The sequence below is a fragment of the Agrobacterium sp. 22-226-1 genome (assembly GCF_053522345.1).
The window spans coordinates 548,452-571,744 of record NZ_JBNWCP010000002.1 but is presented as its reverse complement, the minus strand read 5'-3'; the positions used below and the strand labels follow the sequence as shown (position 1 = coordinate 571,744).

Annotated in this window: 20 protein-coding genes; 4 read left to right on the top strand and 16 right to left on the bottom strand. The window is 61.4% G+C overall.

Annotated elements, in window-relative coordinates; translation table 11 throughout:
• Window positions 1-4: 4 nt before the first annotated feature.
• The 7 genes from ACQZ5K_RS05520 to ACQZ5K_RS05490 all read right to left on the bottom strand — a co-directional run bounded on the left by ACQZ5K_RS05520 (window position 5) and on the right by ACQZ5K_RS05490 (window position 8,454).
• The gene (locus ACQZ5K_RS05520) at window positions 5-1,660 is read right to left on the bottom strand and encodes an ABC transporter ATP-binding protein (RefSeq protein WP_448739819.1); all 1,656 of its coding nucleotides are present in this window, start codon (window positions 1,658-1,660) and stop codon (window positions 5-7) included.
• Complete coding sequence (locus tag ACQZ5K_RS05515; protein ID WP_338809506.1) at window positions 1,660-2,511, bottom strand: ABC transporter permease; 852 nt, start codon at window positions 2,509-2,511, stop codon at window positions 1,660-1,662. The genes ACQZ5K_RS05520 and ACQZ5K_RS05515 overlap by 1 nt, the downstream gene beginning before the upstream one ends.
• Complete coding sequence (locus ACQZ5K_RS05510; protein WP_448739818.1) at window positions 2,511-3,461, bottom strand: ABC transporter permease; 951 nt, start codon at window positions 3,459-3,461, stop codon at window positions 2,511-2,513. The genes ACQZ5K_RS05515 and ACQZ5K_RS05510 overlap by 1 nt, the downstream gene beginning before the upstream one ends.
• A 92-nt stretch (window positions 3,462-3,553) precedes the next feature.
• Entirely contained in the window at window positions 3,554-5,164 is a 1,611-nt protein-coding gene (locus tag ACQZ5K_RS05505; RefSeq protein ID WP_448739817.1) for an ABC transporter substrate-binding protein, read from the bottom strand.
• A gap of 93 nt (window positions 5,165-5,257) precedes the next feature.
• Complete coding sequence (locus ACQZ5K_RS05500) at window positions 5,258-5,971, bottom strand: HAD-IA family hydrolase (RefSeq protein WP_448739816.1); 714 nt, start codon at window positions 5,969-5,971, stop codon at window positions 5,258-5,260.
• Window positions 5,972-6,228: 257 nt separating this feature from the next.
• Window positions 6,229-7,602: an aminotransferase class III-fold pyridoxal phosphate-dependent enzyme gene (locus ACQZ5K_RS05495; protein ID WP_448739815.1), complete on the bottom strand. Its 1,374-nt coding sequence runs from the start codon at window positions 7,600-7,602 to the stop codon at window positions 6,229-6,231.
• 15 nt (window positions 7,603-7,617) lie between these two features.
• Window positions 7,618-8,454: a GNAT family N-acetyltransferase gene (locus ACQZ5K_RS05490; RefSeq protein ID WP_448739814.1), complete on the bottom strand. Its 837-nt coding sequence runs from the start codon at window positions 8,452-8,454 to the stop codon at window positions 7,618-7,620.
• Between ACQZ5K_RS05490 and ACQZ5K_RS05485 the strand changes: the two genes are divergently transcribed.
• The 3 genes from ACQZ5K_RS05485 to ACQZ5K_RS05475 are packed head-to-tail and all read left to right on the top strand — an operon-like array spanning window position 8,419 to window position 10,735.
• On the top strand, window positions 8,419-8,769 hold the full coding sequence (locus ACQZ5K_RS05485; RefSeq protein ID WP_127755741.1) for a hypothetical protein: 351 nt from the start codon (window positions 8,419-8,421) through the stop codon (window positions 8,767-8,769). The two genes, ACQZ5K_RS05490 and ACQZ5K_RS05485, sit on opposite strands and share 36 nt — an antisense overlap.
• 7 nt (window positions 8,770-8,776) lie before the next feature.
• Window positions 8,777-9,445 (top strand): haloacid dehalogenase type II, encoded by a 669-nt coding sequence (locus tag ACQZ5K_RS05480; protein WP_035221404.1) that lies wholly within the window; start codon window positions 8,777-8,779, stop codon window positions 9,443-9,445.
• A 15-nt stretch (window positions 9,446-9,460) separates the two neighbouring features.
• On the top strand, window positions 9,461-10,735 hold the full coding sequence (locus ACQZ5K_RS05475; protein ID WP_448739813.1) for an NAD(P)/FAD-dependent oxidoreductase: 1,275 nt from the start codon (window positions 9,461-9,463) through the stop codon (window positions 10,733-10,735).
• A 263-nt stretch (window positions 10,736-10,998) separates the two neighbouring features.
• Here ACQZ5K_RS05475 and ACQZ5K_RS05470 read toward each other — a convergent pair whose 3' ends face one another.
• The 9 genes from ACQZ5K_RS05470 to argE all read right to left on the bottom strand — a co-directional run bounded on the left by ACQZ5K_RS05470 (window position 10,999) and on the right by argE (window position 22,182).
• Complete coding sequence (locus ACQZ5K_RS05470; RefSeq protein WP_448739812.1) at window positions 10,999-12,456, bottom strand: NAD-dependent succinate-semialdehyde dehydrogenase; 1,458 nt, start codon at window positions 12,454-12,456, stop codon at window positions 10,999-11,001.
• 15 nt (window positions 12,457-12,471) lie between these two features.
• Window positions 12,472-13,515 carry a tartrate dehydrogenase gene (locus ACQZ5K_RS05465; protein ID WP_448739811.1) on the bottom strand — a complete coding sequence of 348 codons (1,044 nt, stop codon included), beginning with the start codon at window positions 13,513-13,515 and terminating at the stop codon, window positions 12,472-12,474.
• Window positions 13,516-13,528: 13 nt separating this feature from the next.
• Window positions 13,529-14,992, bottom strand: a complete 1,464-nt coding sequence (locus ACQZ5K_RS05460; protein WP_448739810.1) for an aldehyde dehydrogenase family protein — start codon at window positions 14,990-14,992, stop codon at window positions 13,529-13,531.
• A 141-nt stretch (window positions 14,993-15,133) separates the two neighbouring features.
• Window positions 15,134-17,101, bottom strand: coding sequence for a hydantoinase B/oxoprolinase family protein (locus ACQZ5K_RS05455; protein WP_448739809.1), 1,968 nt, complete (start codon window positions 17,099-17,101; stop codon window positions 15,134-15,136).
• Between the two features lie 3 nt (window positions 17,102-17,104).
• The gene (locus tag ACQZ5K_RS05450) at window positions 17,105-19,147 is read right to left on the bottom strand and encodes a hydantoinase/oxoprolinase family protein (RefSeq protein WP_448739808.1); all 2,043 of its coding nucleotides are present in this window, start codon (window positions 19,145-19,147) and stop codon (window positions 17,105-17,107) included.
• A gap of 128 nt (window positions 19,148-19,275) precedes the next feature.
• Window positions 19,276-19,731 carry a GNAT family N-acetyltransferase gene (locus ACQZ5K_RS05445; protein WP_078053503.1) on the bottom strand — a complete coding sequence of 152 codons (456 nt, stop codon included), beginning with the start codon at window positions 19,729-19,731 and terminating at the stop codon, window positions 19,276-19,278.
• Window positions 19,728-20,084, bottom strand: a complete 357-nt coding sequence (locus ACQZ5K_RS05440) for a cupin domain-containing protein (protein WP_003524651.1) — start codon at window positions 20,082-20,084, stop codon at window positions 19,728-19,730. Before ACQZ5K_RS05440 ends, ACQZ5K_RS05445 begins: the two co-directional genes overlap by 4 nt.
• A 26-nt stretch (window positions 20,085-20,110) precedes the next feature.
• Entirely contained in the window at window positions 20,111-21,034 is a 924-nt protein-coding gene (locus ACQZ5K_RS05435) for a 2-hydroxyacid dehydrogenase (protein ID WP_448739807.1), read from the bottom strand.
• A gap of 23 nt (window positions 21,035-21,057) precedes the next feature.
• Complete coding sequence (gene argE, locus ACQZ5K_RS05430) at window positions 21,058-22,182, bottom strand: acetylornithine deacetylase (RefSeq protein WP_448739806.1); 1,125 nt, start codon at window positions 22,180-22,182, stop codon at window positions 21,058-21,060.
• A gap of 203 nt (window positions 22,183-22,385) precedes the next feature.
• Here argE and ACQZ5K_RS05425 point away from each other — a divergent pair, with 203 nt between their 5' ends.
• Window positions 22,386-23,261, top strand: a complete 876-nt coding sequence (locus ACQZ5K_RS05425; RefSeq protein ID WP_448739805.1) for a GNAT family N-acetyltransferase — start codon at window positions 22,386-22,388, stop codon at window positions 23,259-23,261.
• The last annotated feature ends 32 nt before the right edge of the window (window positions 23,262-23,293 follow it).

Below are 23,293 nucleotides of genomic sequence, written 5' to 3'. Positions count from 1 at the left end.
CAGCTCACCTTTTCGAAAACGCCCGCACCAGCTCCGCATCCTGCTGGAGATTGTCGAGCCATGTCGGGTCGAGTTTCGGCACCGAGGAAAACAGCAGTTTCGAATAGGGGTGGGATGGCGATTTGATCGCTTCGGTTTCCAGATGCTCCACCTTCTGCCCGCCATACATCACGACGATCTCGTCGCAGATGGTCTCCACCACCGAAAGATCGTGGCTGATGAAGATGTAGGAGAGGTTCAGCTCCCGCTGCAGTTCTCCGAGAAGATCGATGATCGCGGCCGCCACCACGGTATCGAGCGCTGAGGTGATTTCATCGCAGATGATAAGCGAGGGTTCGGCGGCAAGTGCGCGGGCAAAATTGACGCGTTGTTTCTGCCCGCCGGAAAGGCCGGAAGGGTGGCGGTGACGCACCGAGCGCGGCAACTTCACCATATCGAGAAGCTCATCGATCCGGGCGTCGCGCGCCTTGCCTTTCATGCCGTGATAGAAGGTCAGCGGCCGGCCGAGAATATCCTCGATCGGTTTCGAGGGGTTGAGTGCGGTATCGGCATATTGGAACACGATCTGCATCCGGCGCAGCTGGTCGCCGGTTCGACGCCGTGCATCCGTATCCAGTTCCCGGCCTTCAAAGATGACATGGCCGCCGGCCGCCGGCAGAATGCCGGCGATGGCGCGCGCCAGCGTCGATTTTCCGCAACCGGATTCGCCGATAATGCCGAGATTACGACCGGGATGGACCGAAAGGCTGACGTTATCCACCGCACGCACCAGCGGCATCTTGTCTTCGCCCTTTGTTCCGTAACCGGCGATCAGCTTTTCGATGTCCAGCAGCGGCGTTGCCTGCTCCTGTCTGGCGGGTGTGATGACACGCGCCTTGTCATGAAACGCCGTCAGCAGTTCCTTCGTGTAGGGATGCTGGGCATTTTCGAGGATATCCGTGGTCGTACCTGTTTCCTGAACCTCGCCGCCTTTCAGCACAACGATCCGGTCGGCGATCTGGGCGACGACGGCGAGATCGTGCGAAACATAAACGCCGCCGATGCCGTTCTTGCGCATTGCCGATTTGAAGGCGCGCAGAACCTCGATCTGGGTCGTGACGTCGAGCGCGGTGGTGGGCTCATCGAAGATCACCAGCTTTGGATTGCCGATCAGCGCCATTGCGGCGGAGAGGCGCTGAAGCTGGCCGCCGGACACCTGATGCGGGTAACGCTCGCCGATGGTCTCGGGGTTGGGCAGCGACAGCGCCTTGAAAAGTTCCACCGCCCGCGTGCGTGCTTCCTGCGGCGGCATCAGATGGTGGATGCGGGTGACTTCGATGACCTGGTCGATGATCTTTTGCGCCGGGTTGAAGGCGGCGGCGGCGCTTTGCGGCACATAGGCCACTTTCGTGCCGCGGATTTTGGCGCGTTCGACTTCGGAAAGCTGCACCATGTCTTGGCCCGCCACCTTGACGCTGCCGCCGGAAATGCGGCAGCCCGGCCGGGCATAGCCCATCAGGGTCAGCGCGATGGTGGTCTTGCCGGAACCGCTCTCGCCGATCAGCGCGACGATCTCGCCATCGGCGATGTCGATGTCCACGCCCTTGATGATGTCGATACGGCGGCCGGAATCGGTGGTGGCCTCGACTTTCAGTCCACGGATTTCAACGAGATTGCTCATTATTCGCTCCTGTCGCGGATTTTCTGCGGCAGATTGTCGATCAGCAGGTTGACGCTGATCGTCAGGCTGGCAATGGCCAGCGACGGGAAGATGACGGCAGGGGCTGCAAACGGCAGGCCGCCGATGTTTTCACGCACCAGCGCGCCCCAATCCGCATTCGGCGGCTGCAGGCCGAGGCCGAGGAAGGAAAGGCCCGACAGAAGCAGCACGATGAACACGAAGCGCACGCCAAGATCGGCCAGTACGGGCCGGACGATGTTCGGCAGGATTTCGGAACCGATCAGGTAGAGCAGGCTTTCGCCGCGCACCCGGGCGACGGTGACGAAATCCATGGTGTTGACGTTGACGGCGAGCGCCCGGGCGAAACGATAGGCGCCCGGTGTATAGATGACCGAGAGCGTGATGATCAGCACCGGAATGGAAGAGCCGACGGCGGCGACGACCACGAGGCCGAAAAGCTTGCTCGGAATGGAATTTACCGCATCGAGAAACCGGCTGAGCGCCGCATCGAACCAGCCGCCGATGACGGCGGCGCACATGCCAAGCACGACGCCGGAGGTGCAGGCGATGGTGACGGCGGCGAGCGATATACCGACCGTGAAACGCGCGCCCATGAGAATGCGGGAGAACACGTCACGGCCGAGATAATCGGAACCGAGCCAGAGATCGGAGGTCATCGGCCCGAAATAATCGAGATCGACGATCTCACCGACCGGATGCGGAATGAGATAGGGCGCGAAGATTGCGACCATGGCCCAGAAAAAAATGACGAGAAAGCCGAAAACGCCGACTGCGTTGATCTTGTAACCCAAACGCGAGGTCCCCGAAGTTGTTTTGATATTGTCGGCCATCAGCGCAGCCTCGGATTGGACATGATGGCGATGATATCCGCCGTCGTGATGAGGAGGAGATAACCGACGCAGAAGATCATCGCGCAGCTCTGGATCAGCGGCAGGTCGCGGGTTGCGACGCCATCGACCATCAGCTTGGCGATGCCGGGATAATTGAAGATCGTCTCGACGATGATGACGCCGCCGACGAGATAGGAAAGCGACAGCGCCACCGCATTGACGATGGGGGCGAGCGCATTGGGAAGCGCATGGCGAAGCACGATGCGCATGCGCGGCGCGCCCTTTAAAAGCGCCATTTCCACATAGGGCGTATCCAGCGTCTCGATGACGGCGGCGCGGCTCATGCGGATCATCTGTGCGGAAACGACGAAGGTCAGCGTGATGACCGGCATGGCATAGACCCGCAGCACATCGAAAAGCGTGTGAACTTCGCTGACCAGCGACAGCGCCGGAAGCCATTTCAGATAGACGGCGAAAAGCAGCACGGCGAGTGTGGCGATCATGAATTCCGGCACCGAGATGACGCCGATGGTCAGCACGGTGACGGCCCGGTCATAAAGCGTGCCGCGCAGCATGGCGGAGCTGATGCCGAGGGTCAGCGCCAGCGGCACGGCGATGATTGTGGTAATGCCGGCAAGCTTCATGGAGTTGACGAAGCGCGGGCCGATAAGATCGGCAATCGCCATGTTGTTGGCGTAGGACGTGCCGAGTTCGCCCTGCAGCAGGCCGAGAAGCCAGCGGACGAAACGCAGGAGGGCCGGATCGTCGAGATGCATGGCGGTGCGCAGGCCGGCCACGGCCTCCGGCGTCGCCGCCTGACCGAGAAGGATCGTCGCCGTGTCGCCGGGCAGCAGGCTGGTGGCGGAAAAGACGATAAACGACACGATAAGCAGCGTCGTCAGCATGACGACCAGCCGCCTGGCGATAAGGGATAATATCCGGCTGTTCATTCACATGCTCCTGCGACGTGCCTGATTGTGGAGGCTTTCCGCAACGACGGAAAGGCTGCCGGGCGCATTTTCGCGCCCGGCTCCATGGTCTATCAGGCTTCGAGCCAGACGTATTCCGCAAAGGCATAACCCATCATGCCGCCGAGCGGATTGGCTTCCAGGCCCTTGAGTTTGGAGCTGATGGCGTCGACGTTCGAAATATAGGCGGGAATGATGGTGCCGGCTTCTTCGGCGATCATTGTTTCCAGTTCGAAGTAGATTTGCTTGCGCTTGTCCATATCGAGCATGCCGCGCGCTTCCAGCATCATCTTGTCGAACTTCGGCGACTTGTACTGGCTTTCGTTCCACGGTGCGTCGGAAGCGTAGAGCAGGGAGAACAGGATGTCCGGTGTCGGGCGCGGGTTGATGTTGCCGAAATGGACCGGCGCCTTCAGCCAGTAATTGCTCCAGTAACCGTCCGAGGGAACACGCTGCACATCCAGCTTGACGCCGATTTCGGCAGCCGAAGCCTGGATGATCATGGCCATGTCGACTGAAGAGCTTGCCGCATCCGATGCGATGACCGGAATGGACTGGCCGATGAGGCCGGCCTTCTGGAAGTGGAACTTCGCCTTGTCAGGATCGAAGGCTTTCGGCTTGAGGTCCGGATTGTGATAGGGGCTCATCGGCGGAACCGGCTGGTCGTTGCCGACTTCACCGAGGCCGCGCAGGGCCGCCTTGACGATCTGCTCGCGATTGACGATCGACTTCATGCCGGCGACGAAATCGGCGTTATTACCGGGCGCCTGGTCAAGACGCATGTTGAGGTTGGTGTAGTTCCCCGATGTCGTCTTGGACAGAACGACACCTTCCTGCTTGTCGAGCAGGCGCAGCGCACGCGGGTTGATGGAGGCCGCGAGCTGGATATCGCCCGAGAGAAGGGCGTTGACGCGGGCATTGTCGTCCGAAATCGCCATGAATTCGAAGCTGTCGATGTGCGGGCCGCCAGACTTCCAGTAATTGGCGTTCTTGCTCATGATCGAACGCACGCCCGGCTCGAATTTTTCGAGCTTGAAAGCGCCGGTGCCGTTGCCCTTGGAGAAATCCGTGGTGCCATCGGCAACGATCATGAAATGGTGCAGGGCCAGAATGGATGGCAGGTCGGCATTCGCGTTCGCCAGCGTGATTTCGACCGTGCTCTTGTCGAGAGCCTTGAAGCCGGTCATCTGCGCGGCAATCTTGGCGACCTTGGAACCGACGGCCGGATCGAGATGGCGCTTCAGCGAATAGACCACGTCGTCGGCCGTCAGGGCCTTGCCGTCATGGAAGGTGACGCCTGAACGCAGCTTCACAGTCCAGGTCTTGGCGTCCTTCGTTTCGATGGCTTCGGCCAGCTCCAGCTGCGGTGTGCCGGAAACGTCCAGGAAGCTCAAACGGTTGTAGAGCGCGCAGCAACGAACATAGTCCGTCGAAAGCGAGGCCTTCGCCGGATCGAGCGTATCGGCGGTGGAGGAGGACCAGCCGGCAGCTTTCAGCGTGCCGCCGGATACCGGGGTTGCGGCCACGGCGCCAGAGGCGCGGCCGAGGATGGCCGAGCCGGCGGAAAGGGCGACGCCGCCCGCCAGCAGCATGTGAAGCAGCTCACGCCGCGTTGCGCCGCGTCGGATCGCCTGTTCAACGGCGGCGTCGTCGGAGCGGGTCCAGTTTGTAATCCTGTCACTCATGGTCTTCCCCTTTTGTATGATTTGTTGAAATGCGTCTGAAGAAATTTCCGGCATGCCGCATCCCAGTTCGCGGCACGCCATTGGCGGGGCGGCTCAGCCGCCCGTCTGTTTCACTGCTTCGGCAAGGCCGGCCATGGAGGTGAAGTGGTAGTCCGGCTCGGTAAAGTTTTCCGGCTCGATCGTGCCGCCATATCCTTTCTGGGCGTGGCGACGTTCGATCCAGCAATTGGTCATGCCCAGTTTTCGGGAAATGCCGATATCGTGGTACTGGCTTTGCGCAACGTGCAGAATGTCGTCCTTCGATGCGCCCTCGCTTTCCACAAAGGCGAAGACCTTTTCGAAAAAGGCGGGATCGGGTTTTTCGGTGCCGGTGTCATCCGCCGTGAAAGCGGCATGAAAGGGATTGCCGAGTTCCTTCGAGAAATATTCGAAGGCCCAGCGCTGGGCGTTGGTCATGGCGATGAGGCGATGCGTCTTGGCAAGTTCGGCCATGGCGGCGCGGCTGTCTTCAAAGCCTTTCCAGCTTTTTGCCGCATCGCGCAGGCGTTCACCGAGTGCGCGTTCCGCCGGCAAGCCAAGTTCGGGAGCGATGATCAGGTATACGCGGACGAGGTCATCCGGAAACAGGTCGGTCGCGTCGGAATAACGGGCTGCGCGGTAAAGCGCGAGCGCCTTTTCACCATCGACCTCCACGCCGTTTTCCGCGCCGATTGCGGCCAGCGTCGATTTCAGGCCGCCTTCGAAATCGATGAGGGTTCCCACCACGTCGAAGCTCATATATTTGAAGTCGCACAGTTTTTTGGGCAATGTCGGTCTCCGCTTTGCCGCCGTAAGCCTCTTGGGGAGCCTGCGGCAGATTATTCTGTTCCCGGACGGGATCCTTGCCCCGTTCCCATTTACGATTACGCCCTTTTTTATGGCGTTTAGTGCCGTTTGCATTAATAGTTTGGCACTTTCGGCACACCGGATTCGCCGAAATGGATCGGCTCTTCGGCAGAATATTGCGAATATGCGGTGCGTTGCGACATTTCGAGAGGATGCCGCAACGCCACCCGGCTATCGCCTCAGGCCATGGCGGCCCGCACCGCGGGGTCTTCGAGCGTCTGGTCGAGGGTCTTCAGCGTCCGCTCGATGATGGCGTCGATCTCGCTGTCGGTGCAGCAGAGCGGCGGCGCGTAACCCAGAATACCGTTCGCAAAGGCGCGCACGATCAGACCGTTTTCCCAGGCGCGGTCGAAAACCTTGCGTGCGGGGGCCGCAGCGGCCGGCAGCGGCGTTTTCTTGTCCTTGTCGGTCACGAGTTCGACGGCGGCGAGCATGCCGCGCCCGCGGACATCGCCGACCAGTGGATGGTTTCTCAGGCTCTCAAGCCCCGCCATCAGCCTTTGACCGGCGCGGCGGCCGTTTTCCAGCAGCCCGCCCTCGTAAAGTTTCAGCACTTCGAGGCCGACGGCGGCGCTGACGGGATGGGCCGAATAGGTGTAGCCGTGCCCGATTGCGGCCTCGCCTGCGAAGTCGGCTATTGTATCATAGACGTGGTCCGCCATGAAGACGGCGCCCATCGGCACGTAGCCGGAGGTCAGACCCTTGGCGGTGGTGATGAAGTCCGGCACGATATCCTCGTCGGCACAGGCAAACAGCGGCCCCGTGCGGCCAAAGCCGGTGATGACCTCGTCGGCGACGAAGAGGATGCCATAGGAACGGCAGAGGTCGCGCATGGCCTTGATCCAGCCGGGAGGCGGCACGAGAACCCCGCCGGAACCCTGGATCGGCTCCGCATAGAAAGCGGCGACGCGGTCCGGACCGATGGCCTCGATCTTGTCCTTCAGGATTTGCAGGGAGGATGCGATGATGGCGGTCGGGTCGCTTCCCACCGGGTTACGGTAGGCGTAGTGCGACGGGATTTTGTGCTGCCAGTCGTAGGGCACGCCGAAACCGGCATGGAAAGCCGGCAGGGCGGTGAGGCCTGAGCCGGCGGTAGTGGAGCCGTGATACCCCTGTTCGATGGAAATGAACTGGTCGCGCTGCGGCTCCCCTTTCGCGTGCCAGTAATAACGGATGAACCTGATGGTGCTGTCCACCGCATCGGAACCGCCAAGCGTGAAATAGACGTGGTTGAGATCACCGGGCGCGCGGTCGGCAAGCTCGGAGGCCAGCCGGATCGCCGGTTCGCTGCCAATGTCGAAATAGGCGGTGGCATAGGGCAATTCACGCATCTGCTTTGCCGCTGCTTCAACAATGCTGTCGTGCCCGTAGCCGGCATTGACGCACCAGAGGCCGGCAAAGCCGTCGATCAGCTGATGGCCGGTCATATCGGTGACGGTGGCGCCGCGTGCCGATTGCAGCACCCGCACGCCCAGCTTTTCATGGCCGCGGAAGGAGGAGACAGGGTGCACCAGATGGGCGCGATCCAGTTCGATCAGTGAATTGCTTAACATGGGGTCTCTCCGGATTCAGCCCAGGGCCTGGCTGGTCAATGCGAATGTTTTCAGTTTTTTGTCGGCGGGGATTTCGGTTTTCGACCGGCGCATGGCGATGCCGCCGCCGACATGGCCAAGACCGCGTTCGGCAAGCCAGGGGGCAAGGCCCGTATCGGCCGTGGTGTCCACACGAAGGAATGCGCCGGGACGTTCAGAAAACACGAATGCGATCAGATCTTTCGCGATTTCAGCATTTTCCGCCACGACAGGGCCGATGACTTCGCCGCGTCCGAAGGCGCGAAGTGCTGCAAAGCCCTTGATGACCCCCTGTTCCTGGACGAGTGCGAAACGCGCCCTGTCGGCAAGGGCTGCAAAGAGGGCCGTGCGATCCGCACCGAAAGCCTGCGCATCGAGCGCGGCGAGTTCGGCCGGATCAATGGTTGCCGCCCAGGTGACACCTTCCGGCCTTTCGGTCGCGGCCGGAATGCCCTGATGCTGGAGCACCTCGCCGCAGGCGGCGAAGCCCAGCTTTTCATAAAGGGGCAGGCCGTCGGCCGTGGCTACAAGACGGCACTCGCGATTTTCTGCTGCGTCCAATGCCGCGCCCATCAGCTGGCGTCCAAGGCCGCGGCCGCGCATGCTCTCGTCCACGATCACCATATTGACGGTGGCGCAGGTGTCTCCGAGAAGCGTCGCCATGGCGGTTCCGACGACGCGTCCGTTTTCCAGGGCGACGAAACCCTTGCTCAGGGAAAGGACCAGCGCCCAGTCTTCTTTCCGGTGCGGCCAGCCGGCCTGGCGGGAAAGTTCAACGGCCGCGTCGAGGTGGTCCGGTTGAAACGTTTGGATATCGATCAGGCTCGCCTGCATGCCGGAACTCCGTTTTTCTGCTTATTCATTGATAGACCGATGCCGAAAGAAGATTGTCCCGACAAATGGGAAGGTTCGATATGTTTCGCTGTTGCTTTTATCCGCCGCCGCATCTTATGCCGCATCTTGTCCGCACTCGGCCGTAAACCGGGGACCGGCGGCGGCTTCCGGTTTGCCTCGACGCAACTCTCTGCCAAACTGGCGGCTGCATACGCAACAATCTGCTTCCGCGAATGGCAATTGCGGTGCGTCGACCGGGCAAAGGCTTTCTATGATCAATTCATTCCGGCACGGCCGATCCCCAAGCAAGGATGACGACGACATGACCATCTTCCGCCCGAAATACATCTCCTTCGATTGCTACGGCACGCTGATCAATTTCCAGATGGCAGAGGCCGCCCGCGATCTTTATGGCGATCGTCTCGATGAAGCGCAGATGCAGCAGTTCATCAAGAATTTTGCGGCCTATCGTCTGGATGAGATCATGGGCGACTGGAAGCCCTACGCCCAGGTGGTTCACAATTCGCTCTCGCGCAGCTGCAAGCGCAATGGTGTGGCCTTCAAGGATGAAGACGCCACCTTCGTTTACGAGCGCGTTCCGACCTGGGGCCCGCATGCCGATGTTCCGGCCGGGCTTGCCAAGGTTGCGAAGGAAATCCCCCTCGTCATCCTGTCCAACGCCATGAATTCGCAGATCATGTCGAATGTCGAAAAGCTCGGTGCGCCCTTCCACGCGGTTTACACCGCCGAGCAGGCACAGGCCTACAAGCCGCGCTTCAAGGCTTTCGAATATATGTTCGACATGCTGGGCTGCGGTCCGGAAGACATGCTGCATGTTTCCTCCTCGTTCCGTTACGACCTGATGTCGGCCCATGATCTCGGCATCAAGAACAAGGTCTGGGTCAATCGTGGTCACGAGCCGGCCAATCCCTATTACGGTTATGTCGAAATCGCCGATATTTCCGGCCTGGCAGGCGTGGTTGGATTGTAAGGAAAGGTCGGGACCATGAAGTTCGTCTCCTATTGGCACGATACCGCGCCGCAATTTTCAGGTGCCGCGCAAGGTCCCGTCGAAGGTCATTACGATGTCGCTGTCATCGGTGGAGGTTTCACCGGTCTCGGGGCCGCGCGCCAGCTGGCCAAGGCCGGCGCGCGGGTGGTCGTTCTTGAAGGGGAGCGGGTCGGCTGGGGCGCCTCTGGCCGCAATGGCGGGCATCTCAACAACGGTCTTGCCCATTCCTATCTCTCCGCCAAGGCCGAGCTTGGCAAGGAACGGGCTATCGCGCTCTACAAGGCGCTCGATTCCTCCATCGATACGCTGGAGGCGTTGATTGCGGAGGAGGGGATCGAGTGCAATTTCCGCCGGGCAGGCAAGCTTAAAATGGCGTCGAAACCGCAGCATTTCGAAGGTCTGGCGAAGAATTTCGAAGCGGTTCACGCCGAGGTCGATCCCGATACGGCGCTTCTTTCCGCGGCCGATCTAAAGTCGGAGATCGGCTCGCCCTTTTATGGCGCCATGCTCTCGAAAAAGAGCGCCATGATGCATATGGGTCGTTATGTGGCCGGCCTTGCCGAAGCCGCCAGCCGTCATGGCGCGGTGATCTTCGAAAATGCGGCGGTGACGAAGCACATCCAGAACGGCAGGACCCACGAACTGGAAACCCCGCGCGGCAAAGTGACGGCCGACAATGTTCTGGTGGCGACCGGCGCTTACACGCCGTCCGGCTTCGGTTATTTCCGTCGCCGCATCATCGCCGTCGGCAGTTTCATCATCGCCACGCGGCCGCTGACGGATGCCGAGATCAAGGCCTCGGTTCCCGGCAACCGCACCTATGTTAACTCCATGAATATAGGCAATTATTTTCGTCTGGCGCCGGATAATCGCTTGATCTTCGGCGGTCGCGCCCGCTTTTCCGCCACGTCGGACCAGCGTTCGGACGCCAAAAGCGGCGCGATCCTGACGGAAAGTCTGCATCGCATCTTCCCGCAGCTTTCCCATGTGCCGATCGATTATTGCTGGGGCGGTCTGGTGGACATGACCAAGGACCGTTATCCGCGCGCCGGTTTTCATGACGGTGTGTGGTACGCGATGGGTTACTCCGGCCACGGCGCGCAGCTCTCGACGCATCTCGGGATGATTATGGCTGACGCCATTCTGGGACGGCCGGACAAGAACCCGCTGAAGGGGCTTGATTGGCCGGCGGTTCCCGGTCATTTCGGCAAGCCGTGGTTCCTGCCGCTGGTGGGCTTTTATTACAAGATGCTGGACAAAATTCAGTAGAGTGCGGTCGCTTTTCTGTCGCTCGGGTTTTTTACAAATCATCCTCCACACTCGACGTCATCCTCGGGCTCGTCCCGAGGATCTGTCCACCTATCGTAAAATCAATCGGTAGCAGATGCTCGGGACAGGCCCGAGCATGACGGAGGAGAGGTTTGTGGGCGTTCCATCAGTCTAACAGCAGCTGTCCGGCCGTTTTTTGTTGCATCCACACAAAAAGAAGGGCCGCAGAGCGGCCCTTTAGGCGGGGAGGAAAGAAGTGGGCGTCAGGCAAGCCCACCGATATGAAAGGCCTTGGTCTCCAGATATTCTTCGATCCCGATCTGCGCGCCCTCGCGGCCGAGACCGGATTGCTTGACGCCGCCGAAAGGGGCGACCTCGGTGGAGATCAACCCGGTATTGAGACCGACCATGCCAAATTCCAGCGCTTCGCCCACACGCCAGGCGCGCTTGAGGTTCTCGGTGTAGAAATAGGCGGCAAGGCCGAAGGGTGTTCCATTGGCGATGGCGAGCGCCTCTTCCTCCGTCTCGAAACGGAAGAGCGGAGCGACCGGTCCGAAAGTCTCCTCGCTTGCCAGCTGCATCGCCGTCGTTGCGCCCGTCAGCACCACGGGCGCTGTATATTGCGGACCTTCCGGCAGATTGCGCGGCTTGGTGATGACCGTGGCACCCTTGGAAACGGCGTCATCGATATGGGCGCGGATTTTCGCGATCGCCGGTTGGTTGATCATCGGGCCAATGGAGACGCCCGCTTCCGTTCCGGGGCCAACGCGCATGGCGTCGACGCGATCCGCCAGTTTTTTCGCAAACGCGTCATAAACGCTCGACTGCACGAGAATGCGGTTGGCGCAAACGCAGGTCTGGCCGCCATTGCGGAATTTCGAAACCAGCGCACCTTCGATGGCGAGATCGAGATCGGCATCGTCGAACACGATGAAGGGCGCATTGCCGCCGAGTTCCAGCGACAGGCGTTTGACGCTGTCGGCAGCGCCGCGCATCAAAAGCGAACCGACGCGGGTGGAGCCGGTGAAGGAAATCTTGCGAACCGTCTCGTTGGCCATGATTTCATTGCCGATTTCCGTCGGCATGCCGGTAACGATGTTGATGACGCCCGCGGGAATGCCAGCCCGTTCGGCAAGCACGCCGAGCGCCAGGGCCGAATAGGGTGTGAATTCCGAAGGCTTGATGACCACGGTGCAGCCGGCCGCAAGTGCCGGCGCGACCTTGCGGGTGATCATGGCGTTCGGGAAGTTCCACGGCGTGATGATGCCGCAGACGCCGACCGGTTCTTTCAGAACCACGATACGCCGATCCGGCGTCGGGGAAGGAATGATGCTGCCGCCGATACGCCGGGCCTCTTCCGCGAACCATTTGACGAAGGACGCGCCATAGCGAATTTCGCCCTTCGCTTCATCCAGCGGCTTGCCCTGTTCGGTGGTCAGGATCAGGCCGAGATCGTCGATATTCTCGATCATCAGCGCGAACCATTTTTCAAGAAGGGCGGCGCGCTCGGCGTGGGTCTTTTTCTTCCACGGGCCGAAGGCGGCATTGGCGGCTTCGATGGCCGCGCGGGTTTCCGCGCCGTCCATATCCGGCACGGTGCCGATTACCGCCTGCGTCGCCGGGTCGATCACGTCGACCGCCCTGCCCGATGCCGCCGCCTTCCAGGCGCCGCCGATCAAGCCCGTCTGGCGAAAGAGTTCCTTGTCCTTCAAACCCTGCATCATAATTCTCCGAAATCAGTCGAGCGCCGCAAGAACCGCGGCAGTGATGGCGTCTGTCTTGTCCTTGCCCGGCACAGTGCCGATGCCCCGGCCGGTCGCCGTTTCCAGCGCCGTCATGATACGCACGGCCGCGTCTTTTTCGCCGAGATGCTCGAGCATCATCGCGCCGGACCAGATGGCGGCGATGGGGTTGGCGATACCGAGATGGGCGATATCCGGAGCCGAACCGTGCACCGGCTCGAACATGGACGGCGCGCTGCGGTCAGGATTGATATTGGCGGAAGCGGCAAAGCCGAGGCCGCCCTGAATGGCTGCGCCGAGATCGGTCAGAATATCGCCGAAGAGGTTGGAGGCGACGACGACATCGAGGCTTTCCGGGGCCATGACCATGCGGGCCGCCATGGCGTCGATGTGATAGCTGGAAACCTCGACATCGGGATATTCGGCAGCGAGCTTGTGGGTCACCTCGTCCCAGAACACCATCGAATATTTCTGGGCATTGGACTTGGTGATTGAGGCAAGCTTGCCGCGACGCTTCTGCGCCTGTTCGAAGCCGAAACGCAGAATGCGCTCCACACCTTTGCGGGTGAAGATCGAGGTTTCGACGGCAACTTCGTCGTCGGTGCCCTGATGCACGCGGCCACCGGCGCCGGAATATTCGCCCTCAGTGTTCTCCCGGATGCAGAGAATGTCGAAGCCATCGGCCTTCAAAGGCCCCTGCACACCGGGCAGAAGCCGGTGCGGGCGGATATTGGCATATTGCACGAAAGCCTTGCGGATCGGCAGCAGCAGGCCGTGCAGCGAGACAGAGTCCGGCACTTCCGCCGGCCAGCCGACTGCACCGAGGAGAATGGCGTCGAAGCCGCGCAGTGTTTCGATGCCGTCCTTGGGCATCATCGCGCCGGTTTCCTTGTAGAAGGCGCAGGACCAGGGGAATTCCGTTCCTTCAAGCGCAAAACCGGAGCTTTCAGCAGCGGCGTTGAGCACCTGCCATGCGGCGTTCGTCACGCTTTTGCCGATGCCGTCTCCGGGAATGAGTGCGATGCGATGCGTTTTCAAGACATTACCCCTGTTACAGTCCGATAAGGACGCTTTTGCTCTTGCGGTTGGCGAGATAGGCCTCGCGTCCGAGATCCTTGCCGATGCCGGAGCGTTTGTAACCGCCGGTCGGCAATATGTGGTCGCGCGAGCGGCCATAACGGTTGACCCAGATCGTGCCCGCCTGAATGGCGCGGGACAGGCGCATGACGCGCGAGACGTCACGGCTGAAAAGACCCGCCGCCAGACCGTAGGTCGGATGCTCGGAAAGCGCCAGAGCCTCTTCTTCCGTGCGGAAGGTCTGCAGCGTCAGCACCGGCCCGAAGATTTCCTCGGTGACGGCAGGAGAGGTCTGGTCGACATTGGCGATCAGCGTCGGCTGATAGAAATAGCCGGGGCCATCCATCACTGCACCGCCGGTCAGGCATTCACCGCCATGGGCGACCGCCGCCTGCACGATGCCGTCGATGCGCTTGCGCTGCACCTCGGAGATGATCGGCGAATATTGCGTCGTCTCGTCCCAGGTCGGACCGGGCTTCACCGCCTTCATGCGGGCGATGATGGCGGTGGAAAGGGCATCCGCCGCACTTTCTTCGACGATGATGCGCGAGCCGGCCACACAGGCCTGCCCGGCATTGGAGAGGATATTGCCGGCGATGGCCGCTGCCGCCTTCTCGATATCTGCATCGGCGAAGACGAGTTGCGGGCTCTTGCCGCCGAGTTCCAGCGTCATGGGCTTGATGCCGGTGCGGGCGATATTTGCCATGATGGCCGAACCCGCGGCCGTGGAGCCGGTGAAGCTGACCTTGGAGATATCGGGGTGTCCGGTGATGGCATTGCCGGTCACGGGCCCGTCGCCCAGCACGATGTTGATGAGACCTGCCGGCAATCCGGCCTTTATCGCCAGCTGCGCCATGAAGATGCTGGAGAAGGGCGTCATTTCAGAAGGTTTCAGCACCACGGCATTGCCTGCGGCGAGCGCCGGGCCGAGCTTCCAGCCGGCCATGGAGACGGGGAAATTCCACGGCGTGATGGCGCCGACGACGCCATAGGGTTCGGTCATGATCATGCCGAGGCTTGCATCGTCTGTCGGCACCAGATCGCCGCCTTCCTTGTCCGCGAATTCGGCAAAGAAACGGATTTGTTCGGCCGTGACGGCGATATCGCCGGCGATTAGTTGGCCCACCGGTCGCGTCGAGGAGAGCGCCTCGATTTTCGCCAGCGTCTCGGCTTCCTGTTCGATCAGGTCGGCCCAGCGCTGCAAGACCTTTGTGCGCTCGCGCGGGCGCACGCCGCCCCAGTTGCTGCTCTTCAACGCGGCCTTGGCAGTCTGCACAGCCTCATCGACCAGCGCCGCATCCGCCTTGGGACAACCGGCATATTCGATGCCGTCCGAAGGGCGGCGCATGTCGATGCCGTTTGCCGCCGGAACCAGCCGGTCGCCGATGAAGTGGCCGATCGGCAGGGATAAGCTGTCTGGATCGAAGCTGAGCGTCATGTGGAATCCTCTTTGGATATGCCCCAACGCTAATCCCTGATGGCAAGCAGCATCGACCGACTGCGGCGCGGGCGGTGAATGAAAATCCTGTTTTGCCACCGGCAGACAGCGCAATCTTCGGCGGCCGGTATATGCCGCAGGTCAAACGCCGTAGCGGGCGCTTATCCGGTCGAAAATCCCGGCCATCCGCTCGCTAAGGGGGCGGGGATCATCGCCCTCGTTTTCCACCGCTTCAAACACCCGGTGTTTCAGGAAAAAGCGCCATCCCACGGGCGATTTTTGCAGGAATTGCGTCAGAAGATCATAACGTTCCCGGGTCCAGACCGCCTCGAAGGCGAGCCGTTCTGGTCCGTAGCTGATGATATCGTCCGTCTTCCGGCGCGGCGCGGCGCGCAGGGCAGCCGTCGCCTCTTCGTCGATATCATCACCGTTGAGCGCCACCCCATAGTGCCTTGCAGCATTTTCTGCCGAGACCGCACCACGCCGTACATCGCGCAGCACGGCCTGCGGCGGGCGGGTGAAGGGGTCGCCGTAACCGCCGGCTCCCGGTCCTATGACACGAATGACATCGCCCGGGCCGCAATGGACGATATCGGTATTGCCGAGCGAGATTTCGCCCTCGGTATCGGGATTGCGGAGGAAGCGGGAAATCAGCCCCGGGCCTGCGCCGTTGACACCCCAGCTCGCCATCACCGAACGGTTGCGGTTGCGGGCCGTGACCACAGTTTCCGGCGAGGATATTTCAAACTCCATGACAGCGGAAAGCCCGCCGCGAAAACGGCCCGCCCCGCCAGTGTCGCGTTGCAGCCCATAACGGCGGAAGAGGATCGGTACTTCCGCTTCGCTGATTTCAATCGGCGTGTTGCGCAGAAAACCGGTGGCGCCGCCCGCGCCGTCGCTGCCGTCGCAGAAGGGCGTGCCGCCGCCGCCGCCGCCAACCGGGCCGATGGAGGCCATGACCGGGCGGCCGTTCCTGTCGCTGGTCTTGATGTTCATGATGGCGTTTCCGCCGGGTGAGGCGGCGGGGATAAGCTCCGGCAGGGCCTTTGCAAAAGCGCCGATGGTGACGATCTGGGTCATGGCGCAGGTCAGCGAACGCATGCCGACGGCGGCCGGGCGCTGGCAATTGACGATCGTGCCTTCCGGCAGCACGGCCCGCGCCGGGCGCAGGGTGCCGGCATTCAGGAGCAGGCTGTTATCGAGCGTATAAAGCACATAGGTCAGGCCCACCATGACGAGCGAATGCCGCTCTTGGCCGCCGGTCGGCATGTTCAGCGACGAGCCGAGCTGTGGGTCGCTGCCGGTATAATCGAGGATGGCTTCGCCGCCGCGGATTTTCAGCGTCAGCGCCACGCGGCATGGCCGGCCGCCAACGGAATCCTCATCAGCATAATCGGCAAAGAAATAGTCGCCATCGGGCACCCGGGTGAGGATTTGCCGGGTCTGCTCTTCCGCATAGTCGAAAATCTGGCGCACACCGTCCAGAAAATCGTCGAAGCCGAAACGGGCGACGATCTCCTGCATCTTGCGTTCGCCGATATTGACGGAGGCGATCTGGGCGTGGAGGTCGCCGATATTCTGTTCCGGCATGCGGACATTGGCCTTCATCATGTCGATGATGAAGGGATCGAGCCTGCCTTTGCGAACGAGCTTGACCGGCGGGATGCGCAGGCCTTCCTGCTCGATTTCGGAAAGCGAGCGAGACAGCGAGGCGGGAACCGCGCCGCCGACATCGGTATTGTGGATGTGCCCGACCACGAAACAGGCGATTTTGCCCTCATGGAAGACCGGTTTCCAGATGTGGATGTCCGGAGAGTGAGTGGCGACGAAACCGCTATAGGGATCGTTGGTGATGCAGATATCGCCTTCGTCATACTCATCGAACATGGAAAGCAGCGGCGCGTAGTCGATGCCGCTATACCAGGGCGCGCCGAATTGCCGGGGATTGGCGAAGGCCAGCCCTTCGCGCGTCACCACCTGACAGGAAAAATCCTCGGTTTCCTTGACGAAGGCGGAATGGGCGGTGCGCATCAGCGTAAAGGCCATGGCATCGGCGGCGGCCGAGCAGAAATTGGCGAGCACCTTGAGATTGCGGCGATCGATGGTCATGGGTCAAAACTCCCGCTTGGTAATGACGAGATTGCCGAAACGGTCCACATGGACCGTAAAGCCGGGCGGCACGACGGTGGTGGTATCGTCCTGAAGAACGATGGCGGGGCCGTCGAAATCGTGACCGCTCGCCAGATCGTCACGGTGATAGATCGCCATGTCGTGTTCCATGCCGCCAAACCAGCCTTTCGTGTGAAAGCGCGGCTTTGCGGGGCCCGTGGCCACGCCTGTCTGGCGAAGCGGCGGCTTCGGTGTTTTCCCGGAGACGACGAGCCTGAGATTGACCATCTGCACGGCCGCCCGCTCATCGGAATGACCGTAGAGGCGGGCATGTTCTTCGTGAAATGCCCTGTTGATCGCGCCGGCGTCGCCGCTGCCCAGCCATTCCGGCTGGAGTGTGGTTTCGATTTCGTAGGATTGGCCGCGATAGCGCATGTCGGCGGAAAGCCGCATCTCGCAATCGCCGTTAAAACCCTGTTCCTTCAGCCAGTTGCGGCCGGTTTCCTGCATTTCGGCGAGAAGGGGGGCGAGATCGGAGGCCTCCCTGTCGTTCACATCGCAATAGGTGGTGCGGATGAAATCGTTCTTCAGATCGGCAATCAGGCCGCCGAGCGCGGAAACGACGCCCGGGGTGGGCGGCACCACCACACCCTTCATGTCCAGTTCGCGGGCGAGGAAGCAGGCGAGCATCGCGCCGGCGCCGCCGAAAGCGAAGAGGTGAAATTCGCGCGGGTCGATGGCGAAACGGGAGGTCAGGGCGTTCACCTCCGCATACATGCCGGAGACGGCGATATCGACGATGTTGCCGGCGAGCGCCTCGACGGAAAGGCCGAGCTTTTCGGCAAGGGGCGAGAGCGCGGCGCGCGATGCGGCGTGATCGACGGTCACCGCGCCATAACCAAGCGGCATATGGCCGATGAGATTGGCGGCTGCCATGGCATCCGTGATCGTCGGGCGGTCGCCGCCGCGTCCGTAACAGGCTGGCCCCGGCGTCGAACCGGCACTTTCCGGCCCCACCTGCAACAGGCCGAGGCTATCCACCCATGCGACCGAGCCGCCGCCCTGGCCAACAGAGCTGACGGAAACGGAAGGGACATGAATCTGGAAATCGCCGATCAGCTCGCCGACCCCATATTGGGCCTCGCCATCAAGGATAACGGCCACATCGGCGCTGGTGCCGCCGATGTCGAGGCTCATCACCCGGTCAAAGCCGCTGGCCTTCGCCAGATAACCCGCGCCGATGACGCCGGAAGCGGTGCCCGACAGGATCATCTGCACACATTCCCGCCGCGCCTGACCGATGCCCATGACGCCGCCATTGGTCTTGGTGATGAGCAGCGGGCAGGCAATGCCTTGCCTGCGCAGCACCGTTTCGAAACGGTCGAGGTAATGTGCGACGCGCGGCTGGACATAACCGCTGATGACGGCGGTGACGGTGCGCTCATATTCGCGGATGATCGGCCATGTCTCGGCAGAGGAGACCACCGGCAATTGCGGCGCGATGCGTTCGATCATCGCCTTCACGGCAAGTTCGTTTTCGGGATTGCGGTAGGAATGCAGGAAGGCGAGCACGATACCGTCGCAACCGGCTGCAAGGGCGCCGGCGACGGCCTGCGCCACATTCTCTTCGTTCGGGGCGAGCTTTACCTCGCCGGTCGCCAGCATGCGCTCGGCTATGCCGAAAACCCGTTCGCGCGGGATGAGCGGCTCCGGCCGCACGGAATAGAGATTGTGGATCTGCGGAATTTTCAGGCGTGCAACGCCCAGCACGTCCTCGAAGTTTTCGGTGGTGAACAGCGCGACGTTCTGGCCGTTGCGCTGGATGACGGTGTTGACGCCGACGGTGGTGCCATGGGTGAAATAGGAAACGTCCTTCGCTTCGATGCCGTCGCGCTTTTTCAGCGTGTCCAGCGCGAGAAGGATTTCTTCTCCGGGCGCATCGGGGCGGGAAAACACCTTCAGGGTGGAAAGCGAGCCGGTCCCATCGTCGAACACGGCAAAATCCGTGAACGACCCGCCAACATCGACGCCAATGCGATATCCCATCTCTTCCGTCTCCTTTTCCAGTGCGGACGATGCTGTCATCGGGACCGGAAAAGGGCCAAGCATTTATGGGGTAAGGGTCATAGCCCCAGGTTATGAGGATGGCCGGGGTGGCGCTTGGGGAGCGTTATTCAACCTTCGCCGGGTTTCGGCACCGTCATGTAATATTCGGGATGAGGTGCTGCGCGATAACCGGCCTTTTCGTAAACGCCATGGGCGTCGCGGGTCGCCAGCATCCAGCTCGATACCGTCGAAAGCTCCGGGTGTTTGCGTATCTCGGTGGCGATCCAGGACGCAAGGCCGCGACCGCGATGATCCTCCACCGTGAAGACATCGCGCAGATAGCCGAAAACGGCATAATCCGTCACCAGACGGGCGAAGGCGGCCATGGAGCCGTCGGGGGCGTAGACGCCGACCGGCAGCGAATGCGAAAGCGCTCGCTTCAGCCGGTCGGCGGTCATTCCTTGCGCCCAGTAGGAATCGCGGGCGAGAAAACCATGGACCAGATCGAAATCCACCCGTGCCGGATCGGTGCTCAGCACATAGCCGTCGCGGGTGATTTCGAAAATGGCCGGTTCCCAGTTCATCCGTTCACCGTAACATAGATCTTGCGGACGGTTTCAATGGTTTTCCACACGCCGACGAAGCCCGGCTTCATGACGAAACTGTCGCCTGCCGTATAACGCAGCGGTGCGCCGCCTTCCGGCGTGATTTCGATGACGCCTTCGAGAATATGGCAGAATTCGAAGGTTTCTCCCTTGATCGAACGGCTTTCGCCCGGCGTCGCTTCCCATATGCCGGTGTGGACGGTGCCGTTGCGGGCTTCGTCCAGCGGCCAGGTCTTGAAGGACGGATCGCCGGAGATGAGGCGTTCCGGCAGGGCCTTGGAGGCTTTCGGTTCGAAGGCGGGGTGCGTGTCGATGGTCTTGAGAAGCGGCATGGGTGTCCTTTCCTGGAACGGGATGATCAATATCCGCGATTGCGATCGACGAGGCCGAGCGGCTCGAGGCCGGACTGGTATCGTTTGATGTTCTCGACAACGGTGCGTGCTGCCGAATGCGGCTGGGTGACGCTGGCGATGTGCGGCGTCAGGAGAATTTTCGGATGCGTCCAGAAGGGATGGTCTTCCGGAAGCGGTTCCGGATCGGTGACGTCAATCACCGCGCCCGAAAGCCTGCCGCTGCCCAGCGCGTCGATGAGGGCGTCATGGTCGAGCTGTTTGCCACGCCCGGCATGGACGAGGCCAGCGCCTTCTGGAAGCAGCGCCAGACGTTCGCCATTCAGAAGTCCCGTCGTTTCGTCGGTCAGCGGCAGCAGGCAAACGAGAATATCGCTGGTCGAAAGCGTCGTGGATAATCCGGCTTCGCCATGATGGCAGGTCACACCATCGATCTCGCGCGGTGAACGGCTCCAGCCGGAAAGCGGAAAACCGAAGGGTTTCAGCCGTTCCAGCGCCGCAACGCCCAGCATGCCGAGGCCGAGAACGCCCACCCGGCACTCTTCCGCCTGACGCTGCGGCAGGGCCTTCCAGAGTTGCTGGCGCTGCTGCTTCAAATAGACCGGCAGGTTGCGGTGCAGCGAAAGCACGCCGAGGCTCACATATTCCTGCATCATGCGGATGATGCCTTCATCCACCATGCGCACGACTTTTACATGCCCAGGGACGGTGTCGATGTGGAACTGATCGACGCCCGCACCGATGGAAAACAGGATTTCGAGATTGCGGTAGCGGCCGATATCATCAGGCACGGTCCAGGTAATGAGGTACCGAACCGCATCCGGATCGACGCTTTCGGCATCCATCGAAAAAGGTAGTTCCGGCAGCTCGCGGGCCAAGGCCTGCCGGAAAATCTCGCCGCGCTTCGCGTCGGAATTGAAGAAGAAAGTCATCTGAAATCCGTGGTTCCGAAGGTTTAAACCGTGCAGCGGTTCGCCAGTGTTTCCAGCATTGACTGGCAGGCCGAAAGTTCGCCGGCCGTTATGAATTCGTCCGGCTTGTGGGCGCGGCCGATATCGCCCGGGCCGCAGATGATGGCGTCGATGCCGGCCGCCTGAAAAAGCCCGGCCTCCGTGCCATAGCTGACGGCGGCGATGCAGGGCGCGCCGGTCAACTCTTCCAGAAGCTTCACGAGGGGTGCATCGGCGGCAAGGGACAGCGCCGGATAATCGCTCATCGGCGTCCATTCTATGTCGATGCCCTCGGCGGCGAGCGCTTCGACACGGTCGCGCACCGGCTGGAGCAGGGCGACCGGCGATACACCAGCAATCGCCCGCGCCTCCAGTTCGATGGCACAGAGATTGGGGATGATATTGATCGCCTGTCCGCCTTTCACCCTGCCGATCTGCAGGGAAGAATAGGGCGGCTCGAATGTCGCTTCGAAAGGCCCCTGGGTGAGAGCCTGTGCTGTCTCGACCGCCTTTGCCATGATGCCGGTCATCAGATGAATGGCGTTCACGCCCTGATCTGGCCGCGAGGAATGGCCGGAGCGGCCGCGAATGGTGATGCGTGCGGCGGCCTTGCCCTTGTGGGCGCGCACGGCGCGCAGATTGCTCGGTTCGCCGATGATCGCGCCCGCCGGTTTTGCGCATAGTTCCGGCAATCGGGCAATGAGATGCGGAACGCCGCGGCAGCCCGCCTCCTCGTCATAGGAAAAGGCGATATGAACGGGCCGCTTCAGCGCCATGCGTGAAAATGCCGGTGCTGCGGCGAGAACCGCGGCCAGAAACCCTTTCATGTCGGTGGTTCCGCGTCCGTAGAGACGCTCGCCTTCGGTTCTCAGCGTAAAGGGATCGGAGGACCATTCCGGCTCACCGGCAGGCACCACATCCATATGGCCGGACAGGATGTATCCGCTGGCATCGGTCGGGCCGAAGCTGGCAAAGAGATTGGCGCGGTCGCCCTCCGGGCCGGCAAGCAGCGATACTTTCGCGCCGTGGCTTTCCAGATAATCGGCGATCCATCCGGCGATGTCGCCATTGGCGGTTCCGACCACCGACGGGAAGCCGACAAGACGCTCCAGAATGTCGATTGCGTTCATGGCTGTCTCCGTCGCTTCAACGCCGAAAAGCTTAGAGCGGCCTGCGGCGTTTATCTGCTGAAATACGGGTGATTTCAGTAGATTGTTGTGTCCTTCCAGCGCTTTCGGAAAATTCCTGCTGACGAGGCTGGTTATCTTCGGATGTCGTGAGCTGGGCTGCCGGGATCAAGGTTCCGCGCCGGAGGGAATGAGAGCCGTTTGTCATGGAGCTGCTCAAAGTCGATAGTTTCGAGTTGCGGACAGTGGATATCGCCGATGTGGAGGCCGATCATCTGCATGCTTTGTCCATGGCTGTCGGATGGCGATATCACGCGAACGAATGGCGTTTCCTGCGGCAGTGCGGCGTCGGCCTTGCCGCGCTTGACGAAATCGATCGCGTTGTCGCAACGGCAATGCTGTTTCCCTATGATGAGGCTTTCGCGACGGTTGGCATGGTCATCGTTTCCCCCCGTTTGCAGGGGCAGGGCGTTGCACCATGGCTGGTGGGCCAACTCATTGCGGGTTACCCTGACGCCCTGCGGTTGAACGCCACGGAAGCCTCGCGACGGCTTTTCGCACGGCTGGGTTTTGCCGGAGATACGGAAAAAGTACATCTCCTACGCGGCAAGGCGCGCTGCCCTGCCGAGATGCCGACGCTTGGAAGAAAACAGAGAATCGAGCCGCTGTCCGAGGATCATTTGTCCGCCGTGGCGGATCTGGATCGGGCTGCTTTCGGTGTTTCGCGCCGGGGCGTCCTGCAACGCCTTCTCCGGGAAAATGCGGGTTACGGCCTGTTCGAGGCCGATCGTCTTGCCGCCTTTGCATTGCGGCGTGCAGCGGGCCGGGGCCATATTGTCGGCCCGGTCGTCGCCGGTGACGAGGCGGATGCGATTGCGTTGGTGAGGCGACATTTTTCCGATCTCGACGATCAGCTTGTCCGTCTCGATGCCGTGCGGGATAGCGGTCTTCTGACCGAGTTCCTGGCGCAATCCGGGCTGGTGGTGATCGAAACGCTCACCACCATGTCGAAAGGCGCGCCGCAACCGGCAGGCTCCGGTTCCGCAAAGATTTTCGCCCTGGCAGGCCCGTCTTTGTGCTGAGGTGCGGCACTATCACAATTGACGCCCCGCCT

Coding starts and splice junctions, on each gene's coding strand:
- ACQZ5K_RS05480 (WP_035221404.1), top strand. CDS start 8,777: ATGACCATCTTCCGCCCGAAATACATCTCCTTCGATTGCTACGGCACG.
- ACQZ5K_RS05440 (WP_003524651.1), bottom strand. CDS start 20,084: ATGCCGCTTCTCAAGACCATCGACACGCACCCCGCCTTCGAACCGAAA.
- ACQZ5K_RS05435 (WP_448739807.1), bottom strand. CDS start 21,034: ATGACTTTCTTCTTCAATTCCGACGCGAAGCGCGGCGAGATTTTCCGG.
- ACQZ5K_RS05520 (WP_448739819.1), bottom strand. CDS start 1,660: ATGAGCAATCTCGTTGAAATCCGTGGACTGAAAGTCGAGGCCACCACC.
- ACQZ5K_RS05510 (WP_448739818.1), bottom strand. CDS start 3,461: ATGAACAGCCGGATATTATCCCTTATCGCCAGGCGGCTGGTCGTCATG.
- ACQZ5K_RS05455 (WP_448739809.1), bottom strand. CDS start 17,101: ATGACCATCGATCGCCGCAATCTCAAGGTGCTCGCCAATTTCTGCTCG.
- ACQZ5K_RS05475 (WP_448739813.1), top strand. CDS start 9,461: ATGAAGTTCGTCTCCTATTGGCACGATACCGCGCCGCAATTTTCAGGT.
- ACQZ5K_RS05425 (WP_448739805.1), top strand. CDS start 22,386: ATGGAGCTGCTCAAAGTCGATAGTTTCGAGTTGCGGACAGTGGATATC.
- ACQZ5K_RS05460 (WP_448739810.1), bottom strand. CDS start 14,992: ATGACGCTCAGCTTCGATCCAGACAGCTTATCCCTGCCGATCGGCCAC.
- ACQZ5K_RS05490 (WP_448739814.1), bottom strand. CDS start 8,454: ATGCAGGCGAGCCTGATCGATATCCAAACGTTTCAACCGGACCACCTC.
- argE (WP_448739806.1), bottom strand. CDS start 22,182: ATGAACGCAATCGACATTCTGGAGCGTCTTGTCGGCTTCCCGTCGGTG.
- ACQZ5K_RS05445 (WP_078053503.1), bottom strand. CDS start 19,731: ATGAACTGGGAACCGGCCATTTTCGAAATCACCCGCGACGGCTATGTG.
- ACQZ5K_RS05470 (WP_448739812.1), bottom strand. CDS start 12,456: ATGCAGGGTTTGAAGGACAAGGAACTCTTTCGCCAGACGGGCTTGATC.
- ACQZ5K_RS05515 (WP_338809506.1), bottom strand. CDS start 2,511: ATGGCCGACAATATCAAAACAACTTCGGGGACCTCGCGTTTGGGTTAC.
- ACQZ5K_RS05495 (WP_448739815.1), bottom strand. CDS start 7,602: ATGTTAAGCAATTCACTGATCGAACTGGATCGCGCCCATCTGGTGCAC.
- ACQZ5K_RS05450 (WP_448739808.1), bottom strand. CDS start 19,147: ATGGGATATCGCATTGGCGTCGATGTTGGCGGGTCGTTCACGGATTTT.
- ACQZ5K_RS05505 (WP_448739817.1), bottom strand. CDS start 5,164: ATGAGTGACAGGATTACAAACTGGACCCGCTCCGACGACGCCGCCGTT.